Here is a 23,053-nt window from a genome sequence, read left to right as displayed (position 1 = left end):
CCTCAGAGCCGGCTGCGGCTGCGGTGAATCAGCGACATTCAGCGCCAATCGGCCACAATCCCGTGCTCACGGGCAAAAGGCTGGCAGTGCAGGGTCTTGCACTGGTGATCGACCGCTGCCTCATGGGTGGCCAGCCAGAGCATCACCGCCGCCGGCACGTCGGGCGGAGCAGAGCCGGCACGCAAGGCAATCACCCCTTTGTCGCCAATCGTGGCGCGCAAGGCATCGGTGGTCACCACCCCCGGGTTGAGGGTGTAGGCACGGATGCCGCGATCGCCGAACTCCACCGACAGGATCCCGGACAACCGCGACACGGCAGCCTTGCCCGCCCCGTAGGCGTAGCCCCAGCCGCCCTTCCCGGCCGCGACAGGCGGATCGGTTTCTCCGGCGCCGGACGTGACATTGATCACCACACCGCCGCCCTGCTCCAGCATGTGGCTAACCACGGCGCGGGTCAGCAGGAAAGGCGTCATCACATAGCCTTGGAAGACCCGTTCAAGGGTTTCGGGCTGCAAGTCCATGAACGGTGCGTTGAGATCACTGCCCTGGTAAATCGCGTTATTGACCAGCACATCGACCCGGCCATATTCAGCGAAGACTGCCTCACTGGCGGCGTGTACCGAGGCGCTGTCGAGCAGGTCCATGCGCACGACAAGCGCCTTGCGCCCCAGCTCGCGAATGGCGGCTGCCGTCGCGTTCAAACTGCCCGGTAGTGCAGTGCCATCCGGGTTACGCAAACCGTGGGTATGGCTTTCGCCTTCTTCCAGGCTGCGGGCGCTGATGGCCAGATCAAAACCGGCGCGGGCAAATGCCAGCGCGGTTTCACGGCCAATGCCACGGCTGGCGCCGGTAATAAATGCCACTTTATTCATGGGTTTTCCTCAGGGGTTAACTACCCGCACAGATCAAAAGCGCTGAGCGCGCACCATGGCGTCCATTCCGCCATCGACAAAGATCACGCTGCCCGTCACGAAGCTGGCCTGGCTTGATTGCAGGAACGCCACCACTTGGGCGATCTCTTCGGGATGTCCGGCGCGTCCCAAAGGTGCGACAAACTCACTGACCGATTTGCCGTAACGCGCATCGTCCTTGGCCGCCTGATGCAAGGGGGTTTCCACTGCACCCGGCGCCACCACGTTCAGACGAATGCCCTGGGCTGCCCAAGGCACCGACTTGCGTCGTGCCTCACAGGTCACGGCGTATTTGGAACAGGCATAAGCCACATGGGGTTGCCCCAAGTCGTTGGCCAGCGTCAGTGACCTGGCTTCGTCCCCCGCCAGCAAGGCTTCAACCATCGGTTGTTGATCGGCACCCGGCTGCGTGGCCGCGACCGAACCGATCACCAGCGCGGCCGGGTTTTCGCCCTTGGCCAGAGCATCGACCAGACCGTCCAGTAATTGGCTGACGCCGAAATAGTTCACCGCCAGCAATAGGCTGCTGGAGGGAGCTGTTACCCCCAGCCCCGCACAGCACACCAACCCGTCCAGCACACCGCCCGACTGCTCGAGCACCTGCGCCACTGCAGCCTGACGGCCTTCTGCGCTGGACAGGTCGGCGATCACCTCGGCATTCGCCCGGTCAATCCCGATGATGCGGTGACCCGCAGCACGTAATACCGCACACACGGCGGCGCCGATTCCGGAAGCGGAACCGCTGACAGCTGTAACTGGCATATGATTTTCCTTTGAAGATGCAGGCGACCGGCGCCTGGTTGACGATCAATGGACAGCAGCGGCAACCGCCGCTGTCATTGCAAGCAAGATCCCGCGTGCCCTCAAGCGCTCTGGCGAATCGGCCGCGCCAGCTGTGGTGCCGGCACGATCACGGCATCAGCCGCTCGCAAGGCGCTCTTGGGCTTTCCCAACGCGACCACGCTGTTCAACAGAATCCTCACCAGCTCGGTCTGGCGGCGCACCCCGGTCTTGGAGAAGATCGAACGCAGGTGTGCCCTGGCCGTGTTGCGCCGGATATTCAGGTTCTCGGCCGCCTCTTCCAATGACAAACCGTTAGCCAGCTCCATCGCCAGCGCGGTTTCAGCCTTGGTCAGGTTGAACAACTGTTTGGTCACCACCTCACTGGCCAGAGACTTGCCCACCGAGTCGCGAATGTAGATCACCGCCGCCGGCTTGCTCTTGCCTTCGGCCCATTCCAGTGAAGGAATCGCTTCAACCACCAGGCCCAGACTGACCTGCCCTGAAGGCCGGGTCACGGACATGGCGTCCGCCGTCACCCCGCCTTCGCGTACTTCCTGGCTGAACGCGTGTTTGACCAGGCGCTGCAGTTCGCGGTTGTCACTGGGGTAAGTGGCTTCCAGGCGGCCGCCGACCACTTTCAGGCCGTCGGCACTTTTGAGGATTTCTTCGGCGACCGGATTGAGGCTCAACACCTTGCCGGTTTCGTCGAGCACAATCGTCGCCACCGACAAGCGGCTGATGGCTTGCGCATACAACTCGCTCATGGACTCACTGCGGTCCAGCAGGTTGTGCAGGTGCAAGGCCCGGCGCAAGTGCGGCAGGAACATGCTGCACAGCGCCCGTTCGCCAGCCGAAAACTGCGGGGCGTTTTTCGGTCGGGTCAAGCGAAAACGCAGCTTGCCGCCCTCCGGGGTCGAGATGTCGGCACCCATCACATGGTAAACATTCTGTTGCGCGCAATACGCTTTGAAGTACGCCGAGTTGACCCATTCCGACTCGCTCATCAGGTCTTCAACGGTGAACACCTCATCCAGTGCCTGGCCGACAAAGGGGGTATTGGTTTGCGGGTAGGTCTGGTAAGTCAGCTCGCCCTCGCCTTCGATGTCCCCGGCAACAATCATCAGGCACATGTCCGGCTGATCCGGTACCCGCAGGATCAACGTCGCGTAATTGGCCTTGAACATGTCGCGCACCGAGCACAACGTGCGCCCCATGACCTTCGGATCCAGCGCGCCATCATAGAAGCTGCCGACCATTTGATCGTAATCGGCCAATTCGAGCCCCAGACTGGCCAGGGTTTGGTGATTCAAGGTCACTGTATCCACGGATTTTTCCTCGCATCGGGCAAGGTTCAAAGACCTGCCCTTTTTATTGTTCTTATAACCAGCGGCTTGCCTCTGCGCGCCTGCATCATTGATTGAAACAATGGCGCGCAAACACCTCAGTGTGGCTTTATGTTCATCGCCATACAAGCCCGTCCAGCCCTCTATTTCAGTGGTTTCAGGCGTCCTTGGCGGCCACGCTCTGCTTGAGCGGGTAATGCCCCGCCGAAGCCGCAGCACAATGCACACGGGACTTGACCAGCGGCCGTCCCAGGTTGAACCAGGCAGCCAGCGCCGGCAGCAGGAAAATCGCCCCCAGGACGTTCACCAGGAACATGAACGACAGCAGGATCCCCATGTCCGCCTGGAATTTGAGCGGTGCAAACGCCCAGGTACAGACCCCGATGGACATGGTCAGCGCGGTAAATACCGCCGCCGTACCCCGTTGGCACATGGCAAGGTAAAAGGCGTTGCGCAAATCTTTGCCGTCAGCCATTTCATGCTGAATGCGCTCGTACAGATAGATTCCGTAATCGACCCCGACCCCGACCCCCAGCGCCATCACCGGTAACGTCGCGACCTTCAGACCGATCCCCAACGTCGCCATCAAGGCGTTGCACAGAATGGCCACAATCGCCAGTGGCACCAGAATGCACAGCACCGCCCGCAATGAACCAAAGGTCATCCAGCAAAACAGTGCCACCGAGCCAAACAGCGCGGCCAGCATCACCACCTCGGCTTGCTTGACCGCTTCGTTGGAGGCCGCCATTACGCCGACGTTGCCGCCCGCCATCAAAAACTGCACCTCAGGCGTCTGCAGCCCGGCAATAATGCGCTGGGTTTCATTGACCACATGGGCCACGGTCGGGCCTTCATGGTCGGTGAGGAACACCAGGATCTGCATGCGCTGGCAGCCTTCCGTGACCAGTCCGTCGTCAGGCATGTAAGCCCGGGCGCCCTGGCTCAGGCCTCGCTCTGAACCGGGAATCGCCGACCAGCGCGGATTGCCCTCGTTATTGCCGGCAATCACGTTCTTGCCCATCCCGGCGACGCTTTGGACTGACTGCACGCCTTCTACACTGCGCACCTGAAAGTCGAACGACTCCACCGCACGCATCACCTGGGGTGCCAGGCAGCCTTCCTCAATGCCGTTCAGTTGCACAAACACCGACATCACATCCAGGCCAATGGAATAGCTGTTGATGATCTTCTGGTTGTCCTGGTTGTAGCGCGAATCGGCACGCAGCTCCGGCGCCCCGACACCGATATCGCCGACGGCCAGGTCCCGGGCCTTGTAAGCGCCCAGCCCCAACAGCAACAGGCTGATGGCAAACACCGCCAGCGCCGGTTTAGGCTCGGCCAGTGCCGAGAGCTTCCACCAGAGTTGGTGTTTGCCCCGGGCTTGAAGCCCCTTGGCCATGGCGCTGCGTTCAAGGTTCAAATACGACAGGATGATCGGCAGCATCAGCTTGTTGGTGATGATCATCAGCATCACCCCGATGCAGGCCGTGACCCCCAGCTCATGCACGATAGGAATGTCGATCAGCATGATCACGCCAAACCCGAGGGCGTTCATCAGCAGGGCCAGCGAGCCGGGAATGAAAATCTTGCAGAAGGCACTGTGCGCAGCCTCGACCGACGGGCTGCCGGCCAGCACGTCCTGTTTCCAGGCGTTGGTCATCTGCACCGCATGGGACACGCCGATCGAGAAGATCAAGAACGGCACCAGAATCGACATCGGGTCGATGCCCAGCCCCAATAACGGCAACAGGCCCAGCAACCAGACCACGGGCAACAGCGCGACCACCAGGGCCACCACTGTCAGGCGCCATGAGCGCGAATACAGCCACAGCAACAGCCCGGTGATAACAAAGGCAATCACAAAGAAACCGATCACCGTGTTCAGGCCATCCACCACATCGCCCACCAGCTTGGCAAAGCCGACGATATTGATTTCGATATTGTCGTTGCTGTACTTGGCGCGAATATCTTCAAGGCGCTGGGCTACTTCGGCATAGGACACCGGCTTGCCGGTCTGCGGATCCATGTCCTGCAGGTCCGCGCGCACCATCGAGGACTTCAGGTCATTGGCCACCAGACGGCCAACCTGGCCCGAACGGGCGACGTTACTGCGCACCTGCCCGAGGTCATCGGTGGAACCGGTGAAACGCGGCGGTACGACCACATCACCAAAAAAGCCGTCTTCCGTGATTTCGATGTAACGCACGTTGGCGGTAAACAGCGAGGTCACACTGGAGCGGCTGACCCCGTTGATAAAGAACACATCATCGGTGACTTTATTCAGGGTTTCGAGGAATTCGCGGTTATAGATGTCACCTTCACCCTTCCAGTTCACGCTGACCAGAAAGCGGTTGGCGCCGGTGAAGTACTGGCTGAAGTTGAGGAAATTGACCATGAACGCATTGCGCACCGGGATCTGTTTATTGAACCCCGGGTCCAGTTGGGTATGCGTCGCGCTATAGCCCAGGGCAAGCGTCAACAGCACGAACAACGCCAGCAACCCCTTGCGCCAGCGGATCAACAGGTCGGCAGTACGCTCGACCATTCGATTGATTGAAGATTGCGGAGCGTTCATTTTTGCGCCTCTCATTGGCCAAGCGCAGCAACGCTGCCATCAGTACCCTGGAATACACCCCGTTCGCCGCCGACCAGAAGGCGCTGCGAACCGACCAATACCGCCGAAGTCAGTGTTCCCAAACCCGCCAGGCGTGTTGCGCTGACGAGATGACCCTGTGCATCCAGACGGACCATCGAGCTACCCGCACCGACGATCAACAACCCGCCGCCATTGGGCAGCACTGCATGACCGTAGAGTGGCGACTGGTTGCCCACCGGCACTTGTTTCCAGCTGCGGCCAAAGTCCTGGCTGACAAACACATGACCGCGCATGCCGTAGGTCACCCAACGATCCGGCGTGAGGCGCACCACACCAAAGAGTGAACCGTTGTAGAAGGGTTCGAGCTTCTGCCAATGGCGCCCGCCATCGTCACTGCGCATGACCAGGCCTTGCTCACCCACCAGCATCCGCCGGCCATCCGAAGCGCCGTCCATGCCATTCAGGTGCGCGCTGTCGACTTCAAGCTCCCCCGGCTGCCAGGTCAGGCCGCCGTCCAGCGACTGATAAAACTTGCCGAAACTGCCAAAGGCCAGCACTTCAGTGCCGCCTGCGTTCCAGACACCCAGCAGGGGTTCGGCCACTTCACTGTCGTGGCGTACTTCGCGCCAGCTCGAGCCTTCATCCTCGGAGCGCAAAATCCAGCCGTCATGCCCGACCGCCAACAGACTTTTGTCTGCCAGTGCCACCAGCGCCGTGAGGGTCAAATCACGCTGCGGTTCGACCTTGGCCGACTGCCAGCTCACGCCCTGATCATCGCTGAGCAAAATAGTGCCGCGCTCGCCGACGGCCACCACACGCTTGTCGAGGTACAGCATGCCGTTGATCTGCAAGCGATCGGTGCGCAATTCTGCCGGGGCAACATCAGCGGGTTTATGGGGAGTGAAAGTAAACGCGATGGTCACCGCGACAATCAGGCAAACCAGGTAGCCGATCATTGCACGCATGGTCGATACCTCGCTGCAGAACGCAGTTGCTGGGCGGATTTCATGCGGCCAGTCCTCTTCTTTTTATAGTCGTGGGTGCTCTGGCGAACTCACCGGCGAGGCCGCTAGAACCTGGCTTGGATCATCGGACTGGCGGGTCACAGACACATCGTCCAAACGGCCTAGCCGGTATGGAGGAGTCTTTCGAGACATTTCAGGGAAGGGGTAAACGGGCGGCACCCCGCAGAGAGGTGCCTGCAACATGGCAGGAGCCGTCAGTCGACGGTTCGAGTGCTCGCGATGACCGTGATCATCGCGAGCACAGGGTTATATCAGGCGCTGGATCTGCTTGTGACGCCATACCAAGCGGTAATAGACAGTTTGCAGGATCAGCATCGCGAGGTAGGTCACCGGGAAGGCCATCCACACCCCTTCCAGCCCAAAATGCGCGTCCAGGGCATAGGCCACCGGGAGTTCGATGCACAGCACGCAGAACACCGTGATCCCCATCGGCACCATGACCACCCCGCTGGCGCGCATGATGCCGCCGATCACTGCCTGGAAGCCGAACACCAGAATGCTCCAGAGCATGATGTGCAGCAGGTGCTCGGCCCTGATCCGGGCGTCAACGTCGGTGATGAACAAACCCAGCAGCCAGTGCGACATGACGTACCCGAGCACGATCAGGGCCCCGGTCAGGCACAGGTTGATCAACAGGCCTGTGCGCAGGATCGGCCCGATTTGCTCCAGCCTCCCGCCACCAATGGCCTGAGCGCCCAGGATCGAGGCCGTGATGGCGATCGACAACGCCGGGAACTGCACGTAGTTGACGATTTGTGTCACCGCGCCATAAGCCGCTGTGGCCTGGGATCCATGACTGTTGACCAACGCCAGAATCACCAGCTCCGAGACTGACAGCACCACCATTTGCAGGCCGGTGGGCAGGCCAATGCGCAAGACTTTTCCCAGAATCACCCGGTTCAGGCGCAGCGCGGCCCACAGTTCGCGGTCAGGTGCCATCACATGCTTTTTGTGACGCAAACGCAGCACCAAAAACAGCATGGCCAGAGTGTTGCCCACCAGACCTGCATAGGCCGCACTTTGAATGCCCAACTGCGGCAAGCCTGCCCAGCCCAGAATCAACGCAGGCGTCAACAGCAGACCCACCAGCGTCGACACCATCAAGGCCAGCAACGGCGACACGGTGTCGCTCACCCCCCGCAGCAATTGCGTGAACAAAATGAACACCAGCAGCAGCGGCATGATCAGCATCATGACCCGCGCATAGCCCACTGCATCGTCCAGCACATCCGCCGGTGTTCCCAGCGCCTGCATGGCCGGCCGGGCAAACACACTGCCCAACACGGCGGCCAGCAAACCGATCAGGGCGCCCAGGGTCAGGGTGGCCCCCGTGATCTGCTTGACCATCGCCGTCTCGCGCGCACCCCAGGCCTGACCGATCAGCACCGAAGCACCTGCACCCAGGCCAATCACCAGGGCGATAAAGAAAAACACGATGGGGAACATGCCCGACACTGCGGCCAACGCCTGGGTGCCGAGCATTTGCCCGACATATATCCCGTTGAGGGTGCCGGAGAAACTTTGCAGGAAGTTGGACAGCACCATTGGCGCCAGGAAGATCAGGTAGATCAACCACAGCGGCCGCTGTGACGGGGTTTGCATAACGGAGTGACCTCAATAAAAGCTATGAGGGGTTATACCGTAAATGGCCCCGTCAGCGGCTACCGTGCGCTTCTTTACCTTAATTCAACTCAAACAGACCGGCCGCACCCATGCCACCGCCAATGCACATGGCGACCACCACAAAGCGCGCACCCCGGCGACGGCCTTCCAGCAGACTGTGGCCAACCATCCGCGCCCCGGACATGCCAAACGGGTGGCCGATGGAAATCGCCCCGCCGTTCACGTTCAGCCGATCGTTGGGGATCTCGAGGAAGTCACGGCAGTACACCACCTGACAGGCGAAGGCCTCGTTGATCTCCCACAGGTCGATGTCTGATACCCTCAAACCAAAACGCTTGAGCAGCTTGGGAATCGCAAACACCGGGCCGATGCCCATCTCTTCCGGCGCACAGCCGCTCACTGCAATCCCGCGGTACACACCCAGCGCTTCAATCCCCCGCTGCTGTGCTTCGGCGCGGCTCATCAGCAGCACAGCCGAAGCGCCATCGGAAAACTGCGAGGCGTTGCCAGCCGTGATGAATTCCCCCTGCTGCACCCACTTGCCGTCTTTCCACACCGGCTTGAGCGCGGCCAGGTCTTCAAGGGTGGTGGAGGGACGGTTGCACTCGTCACGGTCGGCGATCACTTCCTGATAACCGCTGGGCTTGCCCTCCTTGTCGAAGAGCAGTTTGCGCGCCGCCAGGGGCACGATTTCGTCGGCAAACAAACCGGCGGCCTGGGCCGCAGCGGTGCGTTGCTGGCTTTGCAGGGCGTACTGATCCTGCACTTCGCGGCTGATGTTGTAGCGACGGGCCACGATTTCAGCGGTTTCCAGCATCGGAATATAGGCCGTTGGCATGCATTCGATGACCGCTTCGGACTGCGCGCGGTAGGTGTTTTTGTATTTGTTCTGGGTCAGGGACAGCGACTCGACGCCGCCCGCGACGGCAATCGACATTTCCCCGGTCATGATGCCTTTGGCTGCCACGCCGATGCTCATCAGGCCCGAGGCGCACATACGGTCAATCGCCATGCCCGGCACGGTGTTGGGCAAGCCGCCGGTGTTGGCGCACAGTCGGCCGATGTTGTAGCCCTGGGTGCCCTGTTGCGCAGCAGCGCCCATGATCACGTCTTCTACCGAGCCGGGCTCGATGCCGGCCCGCTCCACCACGGCCCGCACCACGTGCCCGCCCAGTACCGGCGCTTCGGTGTCGTTGAAAGACCCGCGAAAGGATTTGCTCAGCGCGGTTCGCGCCGTGGATACGATCACTACGTCATTAAGCGTCATGTAAGGGGCTCACTGCTCAAGAGGGTTGAAGGTGTAACGGCTGATGGTGTCCACCACGCAGCCGGGGCGATCGCTGCCCTCGATTTCGACACTGATCCGGACCACCACCTGCAAGGCCTGACCCATGACTTCGACCTTCAGGATCTCGCCATGCCCACGCACTCGGGAACCGACCTTGACCGCTGCCGGAAAACGCAACCGGTCGCTCCCGTAATTGACGCCCATGGCCAGATTGTCGAACTGCATCAGTTGCGGCATGAACAGGTTGGCCAGCGCGAGCGTCAGGTAGCCGTGGGCGATGCAGGCCCCAAACGGCCCCCGGGCGGCGCGCTCGGGATCCACATGAATCCACTGGTGATCGCCGGTGGCCTCTGCAAACAGGTTGATCCGCTGCTGGGTGACCACCAGCCAGTCGGTGCGACCCAGATCCTGCCCCTGGGACGCCAGTAATTGGTCAGCACTGCTGAAAAGCGTACTCATCGTGCGTCCTCAGGCCTGTTGCGAACTGACCGGCAGCACTTCGCCGACCATGTACGAGGCATAGTCACTGGCCAGAAACACCATGACGTTGGCCACTTCCCAGACTTCCGCCGCGCGGCCAAAGGCTTCGCGACTGCTCAGTTGTTCAAGCAGTTCGTTGCTGGAGGCTTTTTTCAGAAAGTCATGCAAGGCAATCGAGGGTGCCACCGCGTTGATGCGCACTCCGCTCTCGGCGGCTTCGAGGGCACTGCAGCGGGTCAGCGCCATGACACCGGCCTTGGCTGCGGCGTAATGCGCCTGCTCTTTCTGTGCACGCCAACCCAGCACCGAGGCGTTGTTGACAATGGCACCCGCCCCGCGACGCTCCATGTGCGGGAGCATGGCGCGGGTCATGCGCATGGTGCCGGTCAGCGTGATATCGAGCACGGACGACCATTGCTGATCGGTCATTTCGGTAAGACGCACCTGACCGCCAAGCCCGGCGTTGTTGATCAACACATCAACCCCGTCCAGCGCCTCTTCGGCGGCGGCGACCAACGCCTGCACCTCGGCTTCGACCGTGACGTTGCACAGTTGGCCGTAGACCTTTTTCAAGCCGGTTTCGGCCTTGAGGCGCTCTACCGCTTCTTCAAGACGGCGCGGATGAATATCAGAAATCATCAAGGCACGGCAGCCTTCTTCGGCACAGCGCTTGGCGGCGGCGTATCCAATCCCGGCTCCTGCTGCGGCCGTGATCAAGATCGATTTCCCGGCCAGCAATTGATGACCCGGTACGTACGGAGGCGCTTGTTTCATGCGTGAATTCTCTATTGAAAATAGACCGCCCCCTGCGCGAGCGAGCGTGCTCGCGATTCAGGGGGCATCGTTGTTTCAGCTGCCCCAGACCCGCTGCGGCGCAGGGGCTTCGGCCAGGATCTGGCTCATGGCGACACCGATTTCTTCCGGTTGCCATTGCCCGCCCTTGTCACGGGTCACGCCCGTGCGCCAGCCATCGCCCAGGGACAAGCGTCCGCCCTGGCTCTCGATGATGTGTCCGGTCACATGGCTCGACAGCTCGCTGCCCAGCCACACCACCAGCGGCGCGACGTTTTCCGGGGCCCAGGCATCAAAACCGCCGTCTTCGGGTTTTTTCACCACATCGGGCATCGCGCTTTCGGTCATCGAGGTCCGTGCGGCCGGGGCCAGGGCGTTGGCGGTCACGCCATAACGCCCCAGCTCTGCAGCTTGCACCAGGGTCAAGGCCGCAATCCCGCCCTTGGCCGCGCTGTAGTTGGACTGGCCGACCGAACCTTGCAGGCCCGCACCGGAACTGGTGTTGATGATCCGTGCGGCCACCGGCTGCCCCGCTTTGGCCTGATCGCGCCAGCGCTTGCCGAGAATATTGGCCAGGCAGAAATGGCCCTTGAGGTGAACCCGCATCACCGCATCCCAATCTTCTTCGCTGAGGCTGATAAACATGCGGTCGCGCAAAATGCCTGCGTTGTTGACCAGCACGTGGACTTCCCCAAAGGCTTCGAGTGCGACATCGACGATGCGCTGTGCCGTCGCAACGCTGGTGATGTCATCGGCATTGGCGATGGCTTGGGCACCCAGCTCGCGGATTTCAGCGACTACGGCTTCAGCGGCCTCGCGACGAATGTCGTTGACCACCACGTTGGCACCCTGTGCGGCGAAGGCCAGCGCGTAGGCCCGCCCCAATCCGCCGCCTGCGCCGGTAATGATGACGGTACGTCCTTCACAAATTGCCATGGGCTTTCTCCTGTAGGTTGCGGCGCGTCAGAGGCGCTCAATGATCGTGACGTTGGCCTGGCCACCGCCTTCGCACATGGTCTGCAAGCCATAACGGCCGCCGCTGCGTTCGAGTTGATTGAGCAGGCTGGTCATCAGTCGCGCCCCGCTGGCACCCAGCGGGTGACCGAGGGCGATCGCGCCGCCGTTGACGTTGGTTTTCGCCGGGTCGTAATCCAGCTCCTTGGCCCAGGCCATGACCACCGAGGCAAACGCTTCGTTGATCTCCACCAGGTCGATGTCCTGAATACTCATCCCGGCTTTTTTCAGGGCAGCGCGGGTCGCGGCAATCGGCGCCGTGAGGTGCCAGATGGGATCGTCGCCCATCACCGACAAATGATGGATGCGCGCTCTGGGTGTCAGGTTGTAACGCTTGAGCGCCGCTTCGGACACCACCAGCAAGGCCGCCGAGGCATCGCAGGTCTGACTGGAAACAGCGGCGGTGATCGATGGGAATTCGGCCGATACCGGCTCCAGCTCAGCCATTTTGGCCAGGCTGGTCTGACGCGGGGTTTCGTCATCCCACACGCCTTCACACGGTACGATTTCGTTGACGAAGCGCCGGCCGGCAATCGCATCCAGCGCGCGTCTGTGGCTTTCCAGTGCGTAGGCTTCCATCTGCTGGCGGCTGATCTGCCAGTGATCGGCGATGCGTTGCGCCGCATAGAACTGGTTTACCGGCTGGTCGCCGAAGCGGGCTTTCCAGCCTTTGCTGCCGGAAAACGGATCCGCAAAACCCAGCGGCTGGCCGGCCAGCATGGCCGACGATATCGGGATCTGGGTCATGGTTTGCACGCCACCGACGGCAATCACGTCCTGAGTGCCACTCATGACCGCCTGCGCCGCAAAATGCAGCGCCTGCTGCGACGATCCGCATTGGCGGTCAATGGTGGTGCCCGGCACGTTGAGCGGCAGACCGGCGGCCAGCCAGCTGGTGCGAGCAATGTCCCCCGCTTGCGAACCAATGGTGTCGACACAGCCAAAGATCACGTCGTCGTATTCGTTGGCCGGAATCTGATTGCGCTCGACCAGAGCCTTGAGTACATGGGCACCCAGGTCAATCGCGTGAACATGGGCCAAACCGCCCTTGCGTTTGCCGGTGGGGCTGCGCAAGGCGTCAACAATATAGGCTTGGGGCATTAATCAATCCTCGAAGGTATGGCCAGGGCCCAAAGGCGCCGCACCGCTGAGTACGTGTTCGGCGACACGATTTTTATGCAGGGCGCGGTCGCCCCAGGCGTTATCCAGCGCCCAGGCCCGCTTCATGAACATTTGCAGGTCGACTTCCCAGGTGTAACCCATGGCGCCGTGCACCTGGATCCCGTGGCGCGCTGCCAGCCAACTGGCTTCACAGCAGGCCAGACGCGCTTGCGACACCCACACATCAGCGTTTTTCTCGCTGTGGGCCAGTGCATAGGCGGCGCGATAGAGAACCGGTTTGGCGAACTCAAGCTGCGTGGCCACGTCGGCCAGGTGATGTTTGACCGCCTGAAAACTGCCGATCGGCTTGCCAAACTGCTTGCGCTGGGCGGCGTAGTCCACCGACAGGTCCAGCATCCGTTGCGCCAGCCCGAGCAGTTGCCCGGCCACCGACAACGCACCGCGGCTCAGGGTATGCGCCCATAACGCGCGGCCTGTTTCACCCTGCGCCACCAACGTGGCGGCGCTCGGTTGCCAACTGACCCGGGCCAGACGCCGCGAAGCATCAAGGCTGGCGTGCGACTGCACATCGACCTGAGCCCGAGGGACAGCGTGAACCTCATCGCCATGGGCCAACAACAGCAAGTCAGCGTGGGCGGCATCGGCCACCAGCGGATTGACCGGATGCCCGATCGCGACCCGTAGACTGCCATCGGCAATCTGCCCCAACCATTCGCCGCGCAGTGCCACGCTCTGCGGCAAACCGGCGATCAAGGCACTGGCCACGTAGGCGGTGTCGGCCAGCGAATCGGGAATGGCGTAATAACCCAGTTCCTGAGTCATTAATGACCAGGCCACATCGTCCATGCCCAGGCCACCAAAGGCTTCGGGCACCGAGAGTGCCGTGAGGCCCTGTTCGGCAATTTTGTTGCGCAGATCCGGTGAGCGCCCGACGTCGGTTTCCCAGATTTCACGGAGCATTTCCGGTGCGGCTTCGGTCATCAGAAAACGGCTGATGGCCTCGCGGAACGTTTGCTGGTCATCGGTAAAGGTAAAGTCCATACCCGGCCTCACTTCGGCAGGCCGAGCATGCGCTCGGCAATGATATTGCGCTGGATCTCGTTGGTGCCCGCGTAAATCGGCCCGGCCTGGGCAAACAGAAAGCCCTCCAGCCAGTCGTGCGCGTGCACCGATTGGTCAGTCAGTTCACCGCTGGCCCCCAGAATGCGCATCGCGGTTTCGTGGATGCGCAAATCCAGCTCGGACCAAATGATCTTGTTGGTGCTGGATTCAGCGCCAATCTGTGCCCCACGGCTCAAGCGGCCCACGGTGTGGTAAGCGGACAAGGCGTAGGCCTGGGCGTCCATCCAGGCTTTGCAGACGGCATCTCCCAGGCTTGGATCGCGGTCGGCACTGGCACGGTTGGCCTGATACAACTCGACCAGCTTGCGCGCGGTGTGCTGAAAACGCGCCGGGGAGCGCAGCAGCAAGCCGCGCTCGAATCCGGCAGTGGCCATCGCCACATGCCAGCCTTGTCCGTCATCGCCAATACGGTTTTCCAACGGAATGCGCACGTCATCGAAAAACACTTCGGCGAACGCATCCTTGCCGTTCAGGGCCTTGATCGGACGCACGGTCACGCCTGGCGCATTCAGCGGCACCATGACAAACGACAGACCGTGGTGACGGCTGGAGGTCGGGTCACTGCGAAACAGGCCAAACAGCCAGTCGGCAAAAATCGCCCGAGTCGACCAGGTTTTCTGGCCGTTCAGCACATAGCTGTCACCGTCGCGTGTTGCCTTGCTGGTGATCGCCGCCATGTCAGAACCGGCGTTGGGCTCGGACCAGCCCTGGGCCCACATGTCGACGCTGGCAGCCATGCGCGGCAAGAAACGCTTCTTTTGCGCTTCAGTGCCGAATTCCATCAGGGTCGGACCCAGCAGCAACTGACCATTCTGGTTGACCCGCATCGGGGCCCCGGCACCGTAGTATTCCTCTTCGAATATCAGCCACTCGATCAGGTCGCAGCCGCGCCCGCCCAGCTCGGTCGGCCACATCACCATCGACAGACGGTTTTCGAACAGTTTGGCTTCCCACTGGCGATGCTGCTCAAACCCCTCACGGGTGTCGTAGCTGGCCAACGGCTTGTCCGGCAGGTTGGCTGCCAGCCATTGGCGCACTTCCTGGCGAAAGGCCTTTTGTTTGGGGGAGTAAGTCAGTTCCATCGTCAGCTCCTCAGAACGTGGCGTCGCGTTTTTCAACGAAGGCGCGCCGGGTTTCGGCGGAGTCCTCAGAGGTGTAGGCCTGGAGCGTGAAGCCCTGCTCCCAGCGGTACTTGTCTTCCAGATTGCCGTCCTCGATGCCGTTCAACGCCTCTTTGGCGATACGGATCATGGCCGGGCTTTTGCTGGCGATCTTGTGGGCGATCTGCAGGGCGGTTTCACGCAGCTGCTCGCGGGGCACGACGCGCTCGATAAAGCCGTATTGCCGGGCTTCAACCGCACCGATCTTGTCGCCGGTAAAGAACAGGTAACGGACTTTCTGCACCGGAAACAGACGCTGCAAATGGGCTCCGCCGCCCATGGCGCCACGGTCCACTTCAGGCAAGGCAAAGGTGGCACACTCGGACGCCACGACAATGTCAGCGGCGCCGGTAATACCGATCCCGCCGCCCAATACAAAGCCATGAACCGCAACGATGACCGGCACCGGGTTACGGTGCACCGCCTTGAAGGTGGCGTAATTGCCGGCGTTGACCTTGACGATCAATTCGGGGTGGGCGTCCAGTTCCTTGATGTCGACGCCCGCGCAAAAACCGCGCCCTTCGGCACGAATCACGATGACGCGTACCTGTGGATCCTGGCCCAGGGCTTCTAGGGTGTGCGCCAGATCCAGCCATTCCTGGCTGTTGAGGGCATTGACCGGTGGCCTGTCGATCACCAGTTCAGCGACTCCCGCGTCGATACTGGTGTGAAATGCGGTGTGGGTTGCGCTGTTCACATGTGCTCCTGGGTTGGCAATGGCTGGGGAGCAGTATGGGAAGCCGCCCGGAGCGGATCATCGTCCGTTGAGACTAAGCACCAGCGCCCGCTGAACACCCGTGAAGACCTCGTAAAACGAGGGGGCTGCCACTCCAAACGGACTAGTCCGGCTCGGGGTTTGCGCCCGCAGGAGCCCCTTCCATGCTCACGGCCTGATCCCTACTTTTATGACGAGGAGCCTATGGAGCTTGCCCTGACTGACGAGCAGCGAATGATTCAGCAGTCCGCCGAACGCTTTTTGGCGCAGGTCGCCAGCTCCAGTGCCGTGCGCGCGGCAATGGCCAGCGAGCACGGGCATGACCCCGAAGTCTGGACACGCATCGCCCGTGAACTGTATTGGCCGGCCCTGGCGATCCCTGAAGAGTTCGGCGGCCTGGGACTGGGGTTCGTGGAAGTCAGCCTGTTGCAAGAACAGTTGGGCCGCAGCCTCCTGCCTTCAGCTTTTTTTTGCCACCTGCTGCCTGGCTATTCCCGCGCTGTTGCTCAGTGATAACAGCGCGCTCAAGGCGCACTGGCTGACGCAGATTGCCGCCGGCGAAATTACCGCCACCCTCGCCTACACCAGCTCCGCGCGCTGGGACGACAGCGCAATCACGGTATCGGCCCAAAGCTTTGCCGGTGGTTATCGTCTCAACGGCGAGTACCTGTACGTCGTCGATGGTGCCGACTGTGATTTGTTGATCATTGCTGCACGCACACCCGGCAGTATCGGTGAGGCCGGTATTCGCCTGTTCGCCCTGCCCGCCGACACGCCCGGCATCAGTCGCCGGCAGGTGCCGACACTGGACCAGACCCGGCGCCTGGCCAGCGTAACGCTCAAAGACGTCGAGCTGCTGGACGAGCAGTTGCTCAGCGAACCCGGCCAGGGCTGGCCGATGTTGCGTGACGTACTGCGTATTGCCTGTATCGGCCTGGCTGCTGAACAGACCGGTGGTGCGCAACAGTCGCTGGACCTGACACTTGCCTATATCACCGGACGCGAGCAATTCGGCCGCAGCATTGCCAGCTTCCAGGCGATCAAGCACCGCTGCGCGGACTTGATGATGGCGGTTGAGTGTGCCCGTTCGGCCAGCTACTACGCGGCATGCATCGCTACTGAGTATTTGAATATCGACGGCGATCCGAGTGCCAGACAGCAACTGGCCGAGGCTGCCGCAACCGCAAAAATCCATGCCAGCGAAGGCTTTTTCCAGTGCGCGGCCGAGTCGATCCAATTGCACGGCGGCGTCGGATTCACCTGGGAATATGACCCGCACCTGTATTTCAAGCGGGCGCGGGCCAGCGAACAGTTACTCGGGACCCCGGCATTTCATCGCGAACAATTGGCAAAACAGATTTTCGGAGAACAGCCATGAATATCGGCTTTAGCGCTGCAGATGAGCAGTTCCGTCATCAAGTTGCCGAGTGGATGCGCCAGCATCTGACCGGTGAGTTCAGCGTACTGCGTTTGCGCGGCGGCCCCGGTGATGAAGACTTCGCCCCCGAACAGCGCAAACGCTGGGAACAAGAGCTGGCAAAGGGCAACTGGATCGGTGCAGGTTGGTCAATCGAACACGGTGGCCGGGGTTTGACCATCAACCAGCAGGTGATCTTTTTTGAAGAGTATGCCCGCGCTGGCGGCCCAGGACGCATGGGACACATTGGCGAAGGCCTCGTGGGGCCGACCATTGCAGCGTTCGGCACGCCCGAGCAACAACAGCGGTTTTTGCCGCCGATTCTCACCGGTCAGCATTTCTGGTGCCAAGGCTATTCCGAGCCGGGTGCCGGTTCAGACCTGGCCAACATCAAGACCCGCGCCCAGCTCGACGTCGATACGGGGCAATGGCTGATCAGCGGCCAGAAAGTCTGGACCTCGCTGGCCCATGAGTCGGACTGGTGCTTTGTGCTGGCACGCACCGAACCCGGCAGTGTCGGCCATCGCGGCCTGTCTTTTCTGCTGGTGCCGATGAACCAGCCACAGATCCGGGTCCAGCCCATTCAGCAATTGACGGGCACCTGTGAATTCAACGAAGTGTTCTTCGACGAGGCCCGTACCTCGGGCGACAACTTGATTGGCCAGCCGGGCGATGGCTGGAAAATCGCCATGGCGCTGCTCGGGTTTGAGCGCGGGGTGTCGACCCTGGGTCAGCAGATGCAGTTTCAAAACGAACTGGACGAGGTGGTGCGCATCGCCAAAGCCAACGGTGCCGCGCAAGACCCGGTCTTGCGCCAGCGCATTGCCCAGGCCTGGAGCGGCCTGCGCGTGCTGCGCTACAACTCGTTGCGCATGTTGTCCGGGCCGCAGGACGGCAGTCTGCGACCGGAGGCGACCCTTTATAAACTGGCGTGGTCCACCTGGCACCTTGAGCTGGGCAAACTGGCCATGGATGTCATGGGGCCGGAGGCCGAGTTGCTGGACGCCGCACCGTATCAACTGACCCGTCTGCAAGCCCTGTTTCTATTCACCCGCGCTGACACCATTTACGGCGGCAGCAGTGAGATACAGCGCAACATCATTGCTGAACGTGCGCTGGGAATGCCACGGGAACCTCGCTAGCGTTTACAAGACCGCAGCCGCCCCCTGAACCTTTCGCGAAGGTTCAGGGGGAGCCCGGCATTAGCCCGCTGCCGGTTGCGCATTGAGCACCGGATCACCCGCCGGGCCGAGCACACACGAGGTGCCACCGGGGGTGTACATCATGGCCACGCACCGGTTGCAGGCGGTACAGCCACTGTGTCGGGCCAGGCCTTGGGACAATCGGTTGACGAAGTCCGGCTGGCAAATCAACCCCCGCCCCATCGCCACGGCATCAAACCCTTCAGCCATTGCCCGCTCGATGCCTTCCAGACTCGATACCCCGCCCAGGTACGCCAGCGGCAACTTCACCGCAGCCCTGACCTTGCGCGCATGTTCCAGCAGGTACAGCTCCCGGAACACGACCTCGGGCTCTTTCAGGCGCTGCAACGCCATCGCCATGCCAATCAGCGGATTGCCCGCCTTCACCCGGTTCTCCTTGGGAAATGAAGAGCCAAACATGGTGGTAATGGACTCAACGTTCATGCCCGCACTGAGTACCAGCAGATGCGCTCCCGCCGCTTCCAGCAATCTGGCAATGGCCGCGCCGTCCTGCGCGGTATTACCGCCCCGAACGCCATCCGTGATGCTGTATTTGCAGATCACCGCCAGGTCATTGCCCACCGCCTCCAGCACTGCACGCAACACCCTCAGCGGAAAGCGCAAACGGTTTTCCAGACTGCCGCCGTACGAGTCACGTCGCCTGTTATAAAGCGGGGAAATAAACTGGCTGAGCAAATAGCCGTGGCCCATGTGCAGTTCCACGGCATCGAAGCCCGCCGCACGGGCCAGCTCGGCACCCTGTACAAACTGGCCGATCACCTGCGTCATATCGGCTTCGGTCATGGCCTGCTTGCGCCACATCCCGCTCATCAGCCCGACCTTGTTGAATCCACCGCTGGAGGACAGAGGCCTGGGCGTCGAGCGTTCACGCAAAAAGGTAAAACAGCCTCCGTGGGTGATTTGTGCCGAGGCGGCAGCGCCGTGCCGATGCACGGCATCGGTCAGGGCACGCAAATGAGGGACAGTGCTTGCGTCGAGGACTATCTGCCCCGGCAGCGTGCGACCGTCCGGGCTGACCGAACAGTACGCCAGGGTGGTCATGCCCACCCCGCCTTCCGCCAGTGCCGCGTGGAGCTTGACCAACTGTCGCGAGGGAATCCCTTGGGGCGCCATGCCCTCATTGGTTGCCGATTTGATAATCCGGTTACGCAACGTCAAGGGGCCAATGGTCAGCGGTTCAAACACATGTCGGGCATTGTTCATGAGTACCTGCTCTCCCGTCTCAGAAGGTGTACTTGCCGTTTAACGACAGATAATCGCGGTCAGCCATCATGCGGCCCTGGGCGATGTCGGCCGAACTCAGGTACATCACGTAGGTCATCCCCAACTGGAAATTACCCAGGTACTTGAAGTCGCCGCCCAGGGTCAGACGCTTTTCGGCGCGGCCCAGACCCGAGTAGGCACTGCCGTCGATGTTCTGGGTCCAGGTGGCCTTGGTGGTCAGGTCCCAGCCGGCAAAGACGTTCGGGTGATCGAAATACGCACCCAATCCCAACAGCGTTGAGCCCCGGGTCTGACCGTCATAGACGAATTTGTTGAACGTGCCGTCGGTGCCTGCACCACCGCCGGTGATCGTCAGGTCATCAACCCCCTGGATTCGCTGGTGCACCACTTCGGCCATCAGGTTGGTCTGTTGCGCCATGAACGAAGGGCCAAGGATATACACCGCGTTCAGGTTGCCCTGCCACACCTGTCCACGTGCCGGGGCGCCATTGCTCAAATACACCGCCGCTCCGTCGCGGTAGCTCAGGTCACCGGCAAACTGCACCGAGTCACCGACCTTGGTGGTAAAGCTGGCCCCGGTGAGTTTGATGTTGTCGAAGTAGCCCAATTGATAACTCGGGCCGTTACCGCCACCGCCGACTTTGCCCAGCGAGGAATAGTGGGTCTGGCCGGTAAAATCGAAGAACAGTGCCGGTACGCGGTCGTGGTAGCGGTAATGAAACAGGCCGATCTCGGTATTTTGCGTCAGCCGGTAACGGGTGCCGAGGCCCCACTCTCCGCTGTCGCCCGGCTTGACCGAACCGGCATAGTCCACGGCCCGGAACGACGGGTCTGGAAGGTTCTGGATAATGCCCGGTGCCAGGCGATAGAACTCGGCGCCCGGGCCAAAGGTGTCACTGCCAAAGTAGTCGCCCACCGGGTTGAGCTGGGTTTCTTCCCACTTGTACTGGTAGAAGCCAAGCAAGGCCAGGTCATCGTTAATCGACCACGACCCCGAGATCTGCCCCACCGGCAAGTAAGCGTCCTTGGCTTCAGTGCCGGGAACGTTGAACTTGGTTGAATCGACCGGCGCCTGGCCTTGGCTGATGTTCGGCCAGAACAGGCTTTCGCCCCAGGCCACCAGGTGCCGCCCGGCCTTGAGGGACACGTATTGGTCGTCGTTGACGGTAAAATCACCGTACACGTAGGCATCCAGCAGGCGCGCCTTGCTGCCACTGAGTTTGCGCGTGTCGCTGCTGAATTCGTTGTAACGCCCGGTCTTGTTGACCGTGTCAGGCGAATTGTTGTCGTTGCGCTGGTGATAGACCTCGTCATAGAAATGACTGCCACGGACCACGGCACCGAGGTTTTCGTGCTTGAGCATCAACTCGCCAAACACACTGACCCGGTTGTTGATCAGCGATCCGCGCTTGAAGTTGCGGGTGGCGTCGTCGTTGTTGATGTCATTGAGGTATTCGTGATCCGGCTTTTCGGTACGCATCGAGGCCGTGTAGTTCACGGTCAACGATGAGTCGAGGGTGGTGTTCTCGCCCAGTTCGATGGTCGGTGCCGCCAGCGCCATCCCGCCGCTGATACCCGCCAGCAGGCCGGTGCCGACCACCTGGCAGGTGCTGCGTTTAACTCGGTGGTGCCTAAACATGCAGTGCTCCTTTTTATTGTTGTTTGCTCATGTCCAGCAGATCCTCGAGCACGGCCCGGCCAACTGCGCGCAGGCTGAGCCTGCGGCAGGTCGGAACACACCGTGTCGGGGGGGATTACAAGGTTATTTACCAGCCCGGCGAGCCGCTTCCGGACCAAAGTCGCCCGGTGCAAAACCGCCCTTGTTCAGCACATAGCCGTTACGCTGTTCGTTGATCAGGTTGAAGGCCAGATAGCTGCCGGCGTTCAGGTCGTGATACAGGCCAACACCGGCCTGCCAGCTCTGGGTTTCCGGGGCGTAGAAATAATTGACCATCGAGGTGCGCCACAGCTCGCCACGGTTGTCGTAGTTGTCGCCCATGATCGGGAACCAGGTGTCTTCATCGATGTACATCGTGCGCTTGCCATACAAATGCCGATTGCCCGGCTTGAGTACGCCTTCAAGCACCCACACCCGGTGCAGCTCGTAGCGCATGTTGTCGGGGTTGATATGACCCGAGGTCAGCATGTCGGCGTACTTGAGGTTATTGGCGTGCAAGCGTGCCGTGTTGTAGGGGATATACAGCTCTTTCTTGCCCACGATGTTCCAGTTGTAGCGCTGGGCCGAACCGTTGAAAATCCGCACTTCGTCAACCGTGATCGAACCGCCCGACCCCGGAAATGCCATGTCGAAACCGTAGCCCGGAGACTGGCGCACACGACGCGTCCCCGGATCGTAGCGCCAGCTCTGGCGCGGCTCGGTCTTGTCGTTCCAGTATTCTGTACCGGTATTGATTTCTCCCTTGTCACGCTGTGGCAACAGGGTTTCGTTGCGGTAGAACGAAGAGTTGCCCGTGGTATCGCCAATCCTGCCCGGCTCCAGCCCCGGCGCCAGGTTGCGCGAGTGCACGCGGCCCCAGTTTATATTGCCGCCCTTGAGCACGTAGGCGTTGTCCGAGATGTATTCTTCAGTCCAGGCACGCACGGTGAACAACGAAGCATTTTTCAGCAGCTCGATGCCGTTTTGCGGGATTGGAAAAGCCACCCCGCCGGTTCGGGCGACAACCCCTTCACCGTCGTCAACCAGCTTGGCCACTGTGGCGTTTTCCTGAGTCGCCTTGCACACCGTGTCAGAGAACCGGAAATCCCGGTGCGACGGGTAAATCGGCATGCGGAAGCTTTGCGGGTAGAGCTTGAACAGCGCTTTTTGCCCTTCGGAGAGGTGCGCAGCGTATTGGTCGAGGTTTTGCGAGGTAATCACGAACAACGGCTTTTCGCCGGGATAAGGATCCAGCGGATGCTTACCGGTGCCCTCGAACTTCATCCCCGGTGGTGCACCCAGCCATTGGCCGCTGAAGGCCGGAATCGTGCCTTCGGCATTCCCTTCTTTTTGTGCACCGACGCAGGTCAGATCCTTGCCCAGCCGGGCAACCTGGTCGGCCGGGGCCTGGGCGTGAGTCAGCCCACTGTAGCCGTGTAAAGCCAGCGCGACTGAGAGCCAGCCGCTTACCCGAGAAAGACGTCGCATGAGGTGTTCTCCTTTTTATTGTAATAACGCCAAACCCCGTAGCAGCTGTCGAAGGCTGCGTTGGAGCGCG

At 61.2% G+C, this 23,053-nt stretch carries 18 protein-coding genes and 1 pseudogene; 2 read left to right on the top strand and 17 right to left on the bottom strand.

Annotated features, from left to right (window positions below; genetic code table 11):
• Positions 1 to 38: 38 nt before the first annotated feature.
• The 14 genes from DQN55_RS09100 to DQN55_RS09035 all read right to left on the bottom strand — a co-directional run bounded on the left by DQN55_RS09100 (position 39) and on the right by DQN55_RS09035 (position 15,956).
• On the bottom strand, positions 39 to 872 hold the full coding sequence (locus DQN55_RS09100; protein WP_048383403.1) for an SDR family NAD(P)-dependent oxidoreductase: 834 nt from the start codon (positions 870 to 872) through the stop codon (positions 39 to 41).
• A 33-nt stretch (positions 873 to 905) separates the two neighbouring features.
• Complete coding sequence (locus DQN55_RS09095) at positions 906 to 1,673, bottom strand: SDR family oxidoreductase (RefSeq protein WP_048383402.1); 768 nt, start codon at positions 1,671 to 1,673, stop codon at positions 906 to 908.
• Between the two features lie 101 nt (positions 1,674 to 1,774).
• Entirely contained in the window at positions 1,775 to 3,019 is a 1,245-nt protein-coding gene (locus DQN55_RS09090) for a helix-turn-helix transcriptional regulator (RefSeq protein WP_048383401.1), read from the bottom strand.
• A 175-nt stretch (positions 3,020 to 3,194) separates the two neighbouring features.
• Entirely contained in the window at positions 3,195 to 5,612 is a 2,418-nt protein-coding gene (locus DQN55_RS09085; RefSeq protein ID WP_048383400.1) for an efflux RND transporter permease subunit, read from the bottom strand.
• A gap of 11 nt (positions 5,613 to 5,623) precedes the next feature.
• Positions 5,624 to 6,598 carry a WD40/YVTN/BNR-like repeat-containing protein gene (locus DQN55_RS09080; protein ID WP_048383399.1) on the bottom strand — a complete coding sequence of 325 codons (975 nt, stop codon included), beginning with the start codon at positions 6,596 to 6,598 and terminating at the stop codon, positions 5,624 to 5,626.
• Positions 6,599 to 6,904: 306 nt separating this feature from the next.
• A complete protein-coding gene (locus DQN55_RS09075) occupies positions 6,905 to 8,260 on the bottom strand; it encodes an MATE family efflux transporter (protein ID WP_048383398.1) in 1,356 nt (451 codons plus the stop codon).
• Positions 8,261 to 8,339: 79 nt separating this feature from the next.
• Entirely contained in the window at positions 8,340 to 9,548 is a 1,209-nt protein-coding gene (locus DQN55_RS09070; protein ID WP_048383397.1) for an acetyl-CoA C-acyltransferase, read from the bottom strand.
• A 9-nt stretch (positions 9,549 to 9,557) separates the two neighbouring features.
• The gene (locus tag DQN55_RS09065) at positions 9,558 to 10,028 is read right to left on the bottom strand and encodes a MaoC family dehydratase (RefSeq protein WP_048383396.1); all 471 of its coding nucleotides are present in this window, start codon (positions 10,026 to 10,028) and stop codon (positions 9,558 to 9,560) included.
• Positions 10,029 to 10,037: 9 nt separating this feature from the next.
• A complete protein-coding gene (locus DQN55_RS09060; RefSeq protein ID WP_048383395.1) occupies positions 10,038 to 10,823 on the bottom strand; it encodes an SDR family oxidoreductase in 786 nt (261 codons plus the stop codon).
• Positions 10,824 to 10,898: 75 nt separating this feature from the next.
• Positions 10,899 to 11,777: an SDR family oxidoreductase gene (locus tag DQN55_RS09055; RefSeq protein WP_048383394.1), complete on the bottom strand. Its 879-nt coding sequence runs from the start codon at positions 11,775 to 11,777 to the stop codon at positions 10,899 to 10,901.
• A gap of 27 nt (positions 11,778 to 11,804) precedes the next feature.
• Positions 11,805 to 12,956, bottom strand: coding sequence for an acetyl-CoA C-acetyltransferase (locus DQN55_RS09050; RefSeq protein WP_048383393.1), 1,152 nt, complete (start codon positions 12,954 to 12,956; stop codon positions 11,805 to 11,807).
• Between the two features lie 3 nt (positions 12,957 to 12,959).
• The gene (locus DQN55_RS09045; RefSeq protein ID WP_048383392.1) at positions 12,960 to 14,018 is read right to left on the bottom strand and encodes an acyl-CoA dehydrogenase family protein; all 1,059 of its coding nucleotides are present in this window, start codon (positions 14,016 to 14,018) and stop codon (positions 12,960 to 12,962) included.
• 8 nt (positions 14,019 to 14,026) lie between these two features.
• Positions 14,027 to 15,181: an acyl-CoA dehydrogenase family protein gene (locus DQN55_RS09040; protein WP_048383391.1), complete on the bottom strand. Its 1,155-nt coding sequence runs from the start codon at positions 15,179 to 15,181 to the stop codon at positions 14,027 to 14,029.
• A gap of 10 nt (positions 15,182 to 15,191) precedes the next feature.
• Positions 15,192 to 15,956, bottom strand: coding sequence for an enoyl-CoA hydratase family protein (locus DQN55_RS09035; protein WP_048383390.1), 765 nt, complete (start codon positions 15,954 to 15,956; stop codon positions 15,192 to 15,194).
• A gap of 222 nt (positions 15,957 to 16,178) precedes the next feature.
• Between DQN55_RS09035 and DQN55_RS09030 the strand changes: the two are divergent.
• Both DQN55_RS09030 and DQN55_RS09025 read left to right on the top strand, forming a co-directional pair.
• Positions 16,179 to 17,352 (top strand): annotated as a pseudogene (locus DQN55_RS09030) (acyl-CoA dehydrogenase family protein).
• A complete protein-coding gene (locus tag DQN55_RS09025) occupies positions 17,349 to 18,533 on the top strand; it encodes an acyl-CoA dehydrogenase family protein (RefSeq protein WP_048383388.1) in 1,185 nt (394 codons plus the stop codon). Before DQN55_RS09030 ends, DQN55_RS09025 begins: the two are co-directional and overlap by 4 nt.
• A gap of 60 nt (positions 18,534 to 18,593) precedes the next feature.
• Here the strand turns inward: DQN55_RS09025 and DQN55_RS09020 are convergent, their stop codons facing one another.
• The 3 genes from DQN55_RS09020 to DQN55_RS09010 form a co-directional block, all read right to left on the bottom strand.
• Complete coding sequence (locus tag DQN55_RS09020) at positions 18,594 to 19,817, bottom strand: NADH:flavin oxidoreductase (protein ID WP_048383387.1); 1,224 nt, start codon at positions 19,815 to 19,817, stop codon at positions 18,594 to 18,596.
• Between the two features lie 19 nt (positions 19,818 to 19,836).
• Positions 19,837 to 21,477: a DUF1302 domain-containing protein gene (locus DQN55_RS09015; protein WP_048383386.1), complete on the bottom strand. Its 1,641-nt coding sequence runs from the start codon at positions 21,475 to 21,477 to the stop codon at positions 19,837 to 19,839.
• Positions 21,478 to 21,600: 123 nt separating this feature from the next.
• Entirely contained in the window at positions 21,601 to 22,983 is a 1,383-nt protein-coding gene (locus DQN55_RS09010; RefSeq protein WP_048383385.1) for a DUF1329 domain-containing protein, read from the bottom strand.
• Positions 22,984 to 23,053 lie beyond the last annotated feature (70 nt).

Source organism: Pseudomonas taetrolens (assembly GCF_900475285.1).
Taxonomy (GTDB): Bacteria; Pseudomonadota; Gammaproteobacteria; order Pseudomonadales; family Pseudomonadaceae; genus Aquipseudomonas; species Aquipseudomonas taetrolens.
This window is presented reverse-complemented; position numbering and strand designations above follow the sequence as displayed.

Coding starts and splice junctions, on each gene's coding strand:
- DQN55_RS09065 (WP_048383396.1), bottom strand. CDS start 10,028: ATGAGTACGCTTTTCAGCAGTGCTGACCAATTACTGGCGTCCCAGGGG.
- DQN55_RS09045 (WP_048383392.1), bottom strand. CDS start 14,018: ATGGACTTTACCTTTACCGATGACCAGCAAACGTTCCGCGAGGCCATC.
- DQN55_RS09085 (WP_048383400.1), bottom strand. CDS start 5,612: ATGAACGCTCCGCAATCTTCAATCAATCGAATGGTCGAGCGTACTGCC.
- DQN55_RS09040 (WP_048383391.1), bottom strand. CDS start 15,181: ATGGAACTGACTTACTCCCCCAAACAAAAGGCCTTTCGCCAGGAAGTG.
- DQN55_RS09015 (WP_048383386.1), bottom strand. CDS start 21,477: ATGTTTAGGCACCACCGAGTTAAACGCAGCACCTGCCAGGTGGTCGGC.
- DQN55_RS09010 (WP_048383385.1), bottom strand. CDS start 22,983: ATGCGACGTCTTTCTCGGGTAAGCGGCTGGCTCTCAGTCGCGCTGGCT.
- DQN55_RS09050 (WP_048383393.1), bottom strand. CDS start 12,956: ATGCCCCAAGCCTATATTGTTGACGCCTTGCGCAGCCCCACCGGCAAA.
- DQN55_RS09060 (WP_048383395.1), bottom strand. CDS start 10,823: ATGAAACAAGCGCCTCCGTACGTACCGGGTCATCAATTGCTGGCCGGG.
- DQN55_RS09070 (WP_048383397.1), bottom strand. CDS start 9,548: ATGACGCTTAATGACGTAGTGATCGTATCCACGGCGCGAACCGCGCTG.
- DQN55_RS09095 (WP_048383402.1), bottom strand. CDS start 1,673: ATGCCAGTTACAGCTGTCAGCGGTTCCGCTTCCGGAATCGGCGCCGCC.
- DQN55_RS09075 (WP_048383398.1), bottom strand. CDS start 8,260: ATGCAAACCCCGTCACAGCGGCCGCTGTGGTTGATCTACCTGATCTTC.
- DQN55_RS09025 (WP_048383388.1), top strand. CDS start 17,349: ATGAATATCGGCTTTAGCGCTGCAGATGAGCAGTTCCGTCATCAAGTT.
- DQN55_RS09020 (WP_048383387.1), bottom strand. CDS start 19,817: ATGAACAATGCCCGACATGTGTTTGAACCGCTGACCATTGGCCCCTTG.
- DQN55_RS09080 (WP_048383399.1), bottom strand. CDS start 6,598: ATGCGTGCAATGATCGGCTACCTGGTTTGCCTGATTGTCGCGGTGACC.
- DQN55_RS09055 (WP_048383394.1), bottom strand. CDS start 11,777: ATGGCAATTTGTGAAGGACGTACCGTCATCATTACCGGCGCAGGCGGC.
- DQN55_RS09100 (WP_048383403.1), bottom strand. CDS start 872: ATGAATAAAGTGGCATTTATTACCGGCGCCAGCCGTGGCATTGGCCGT.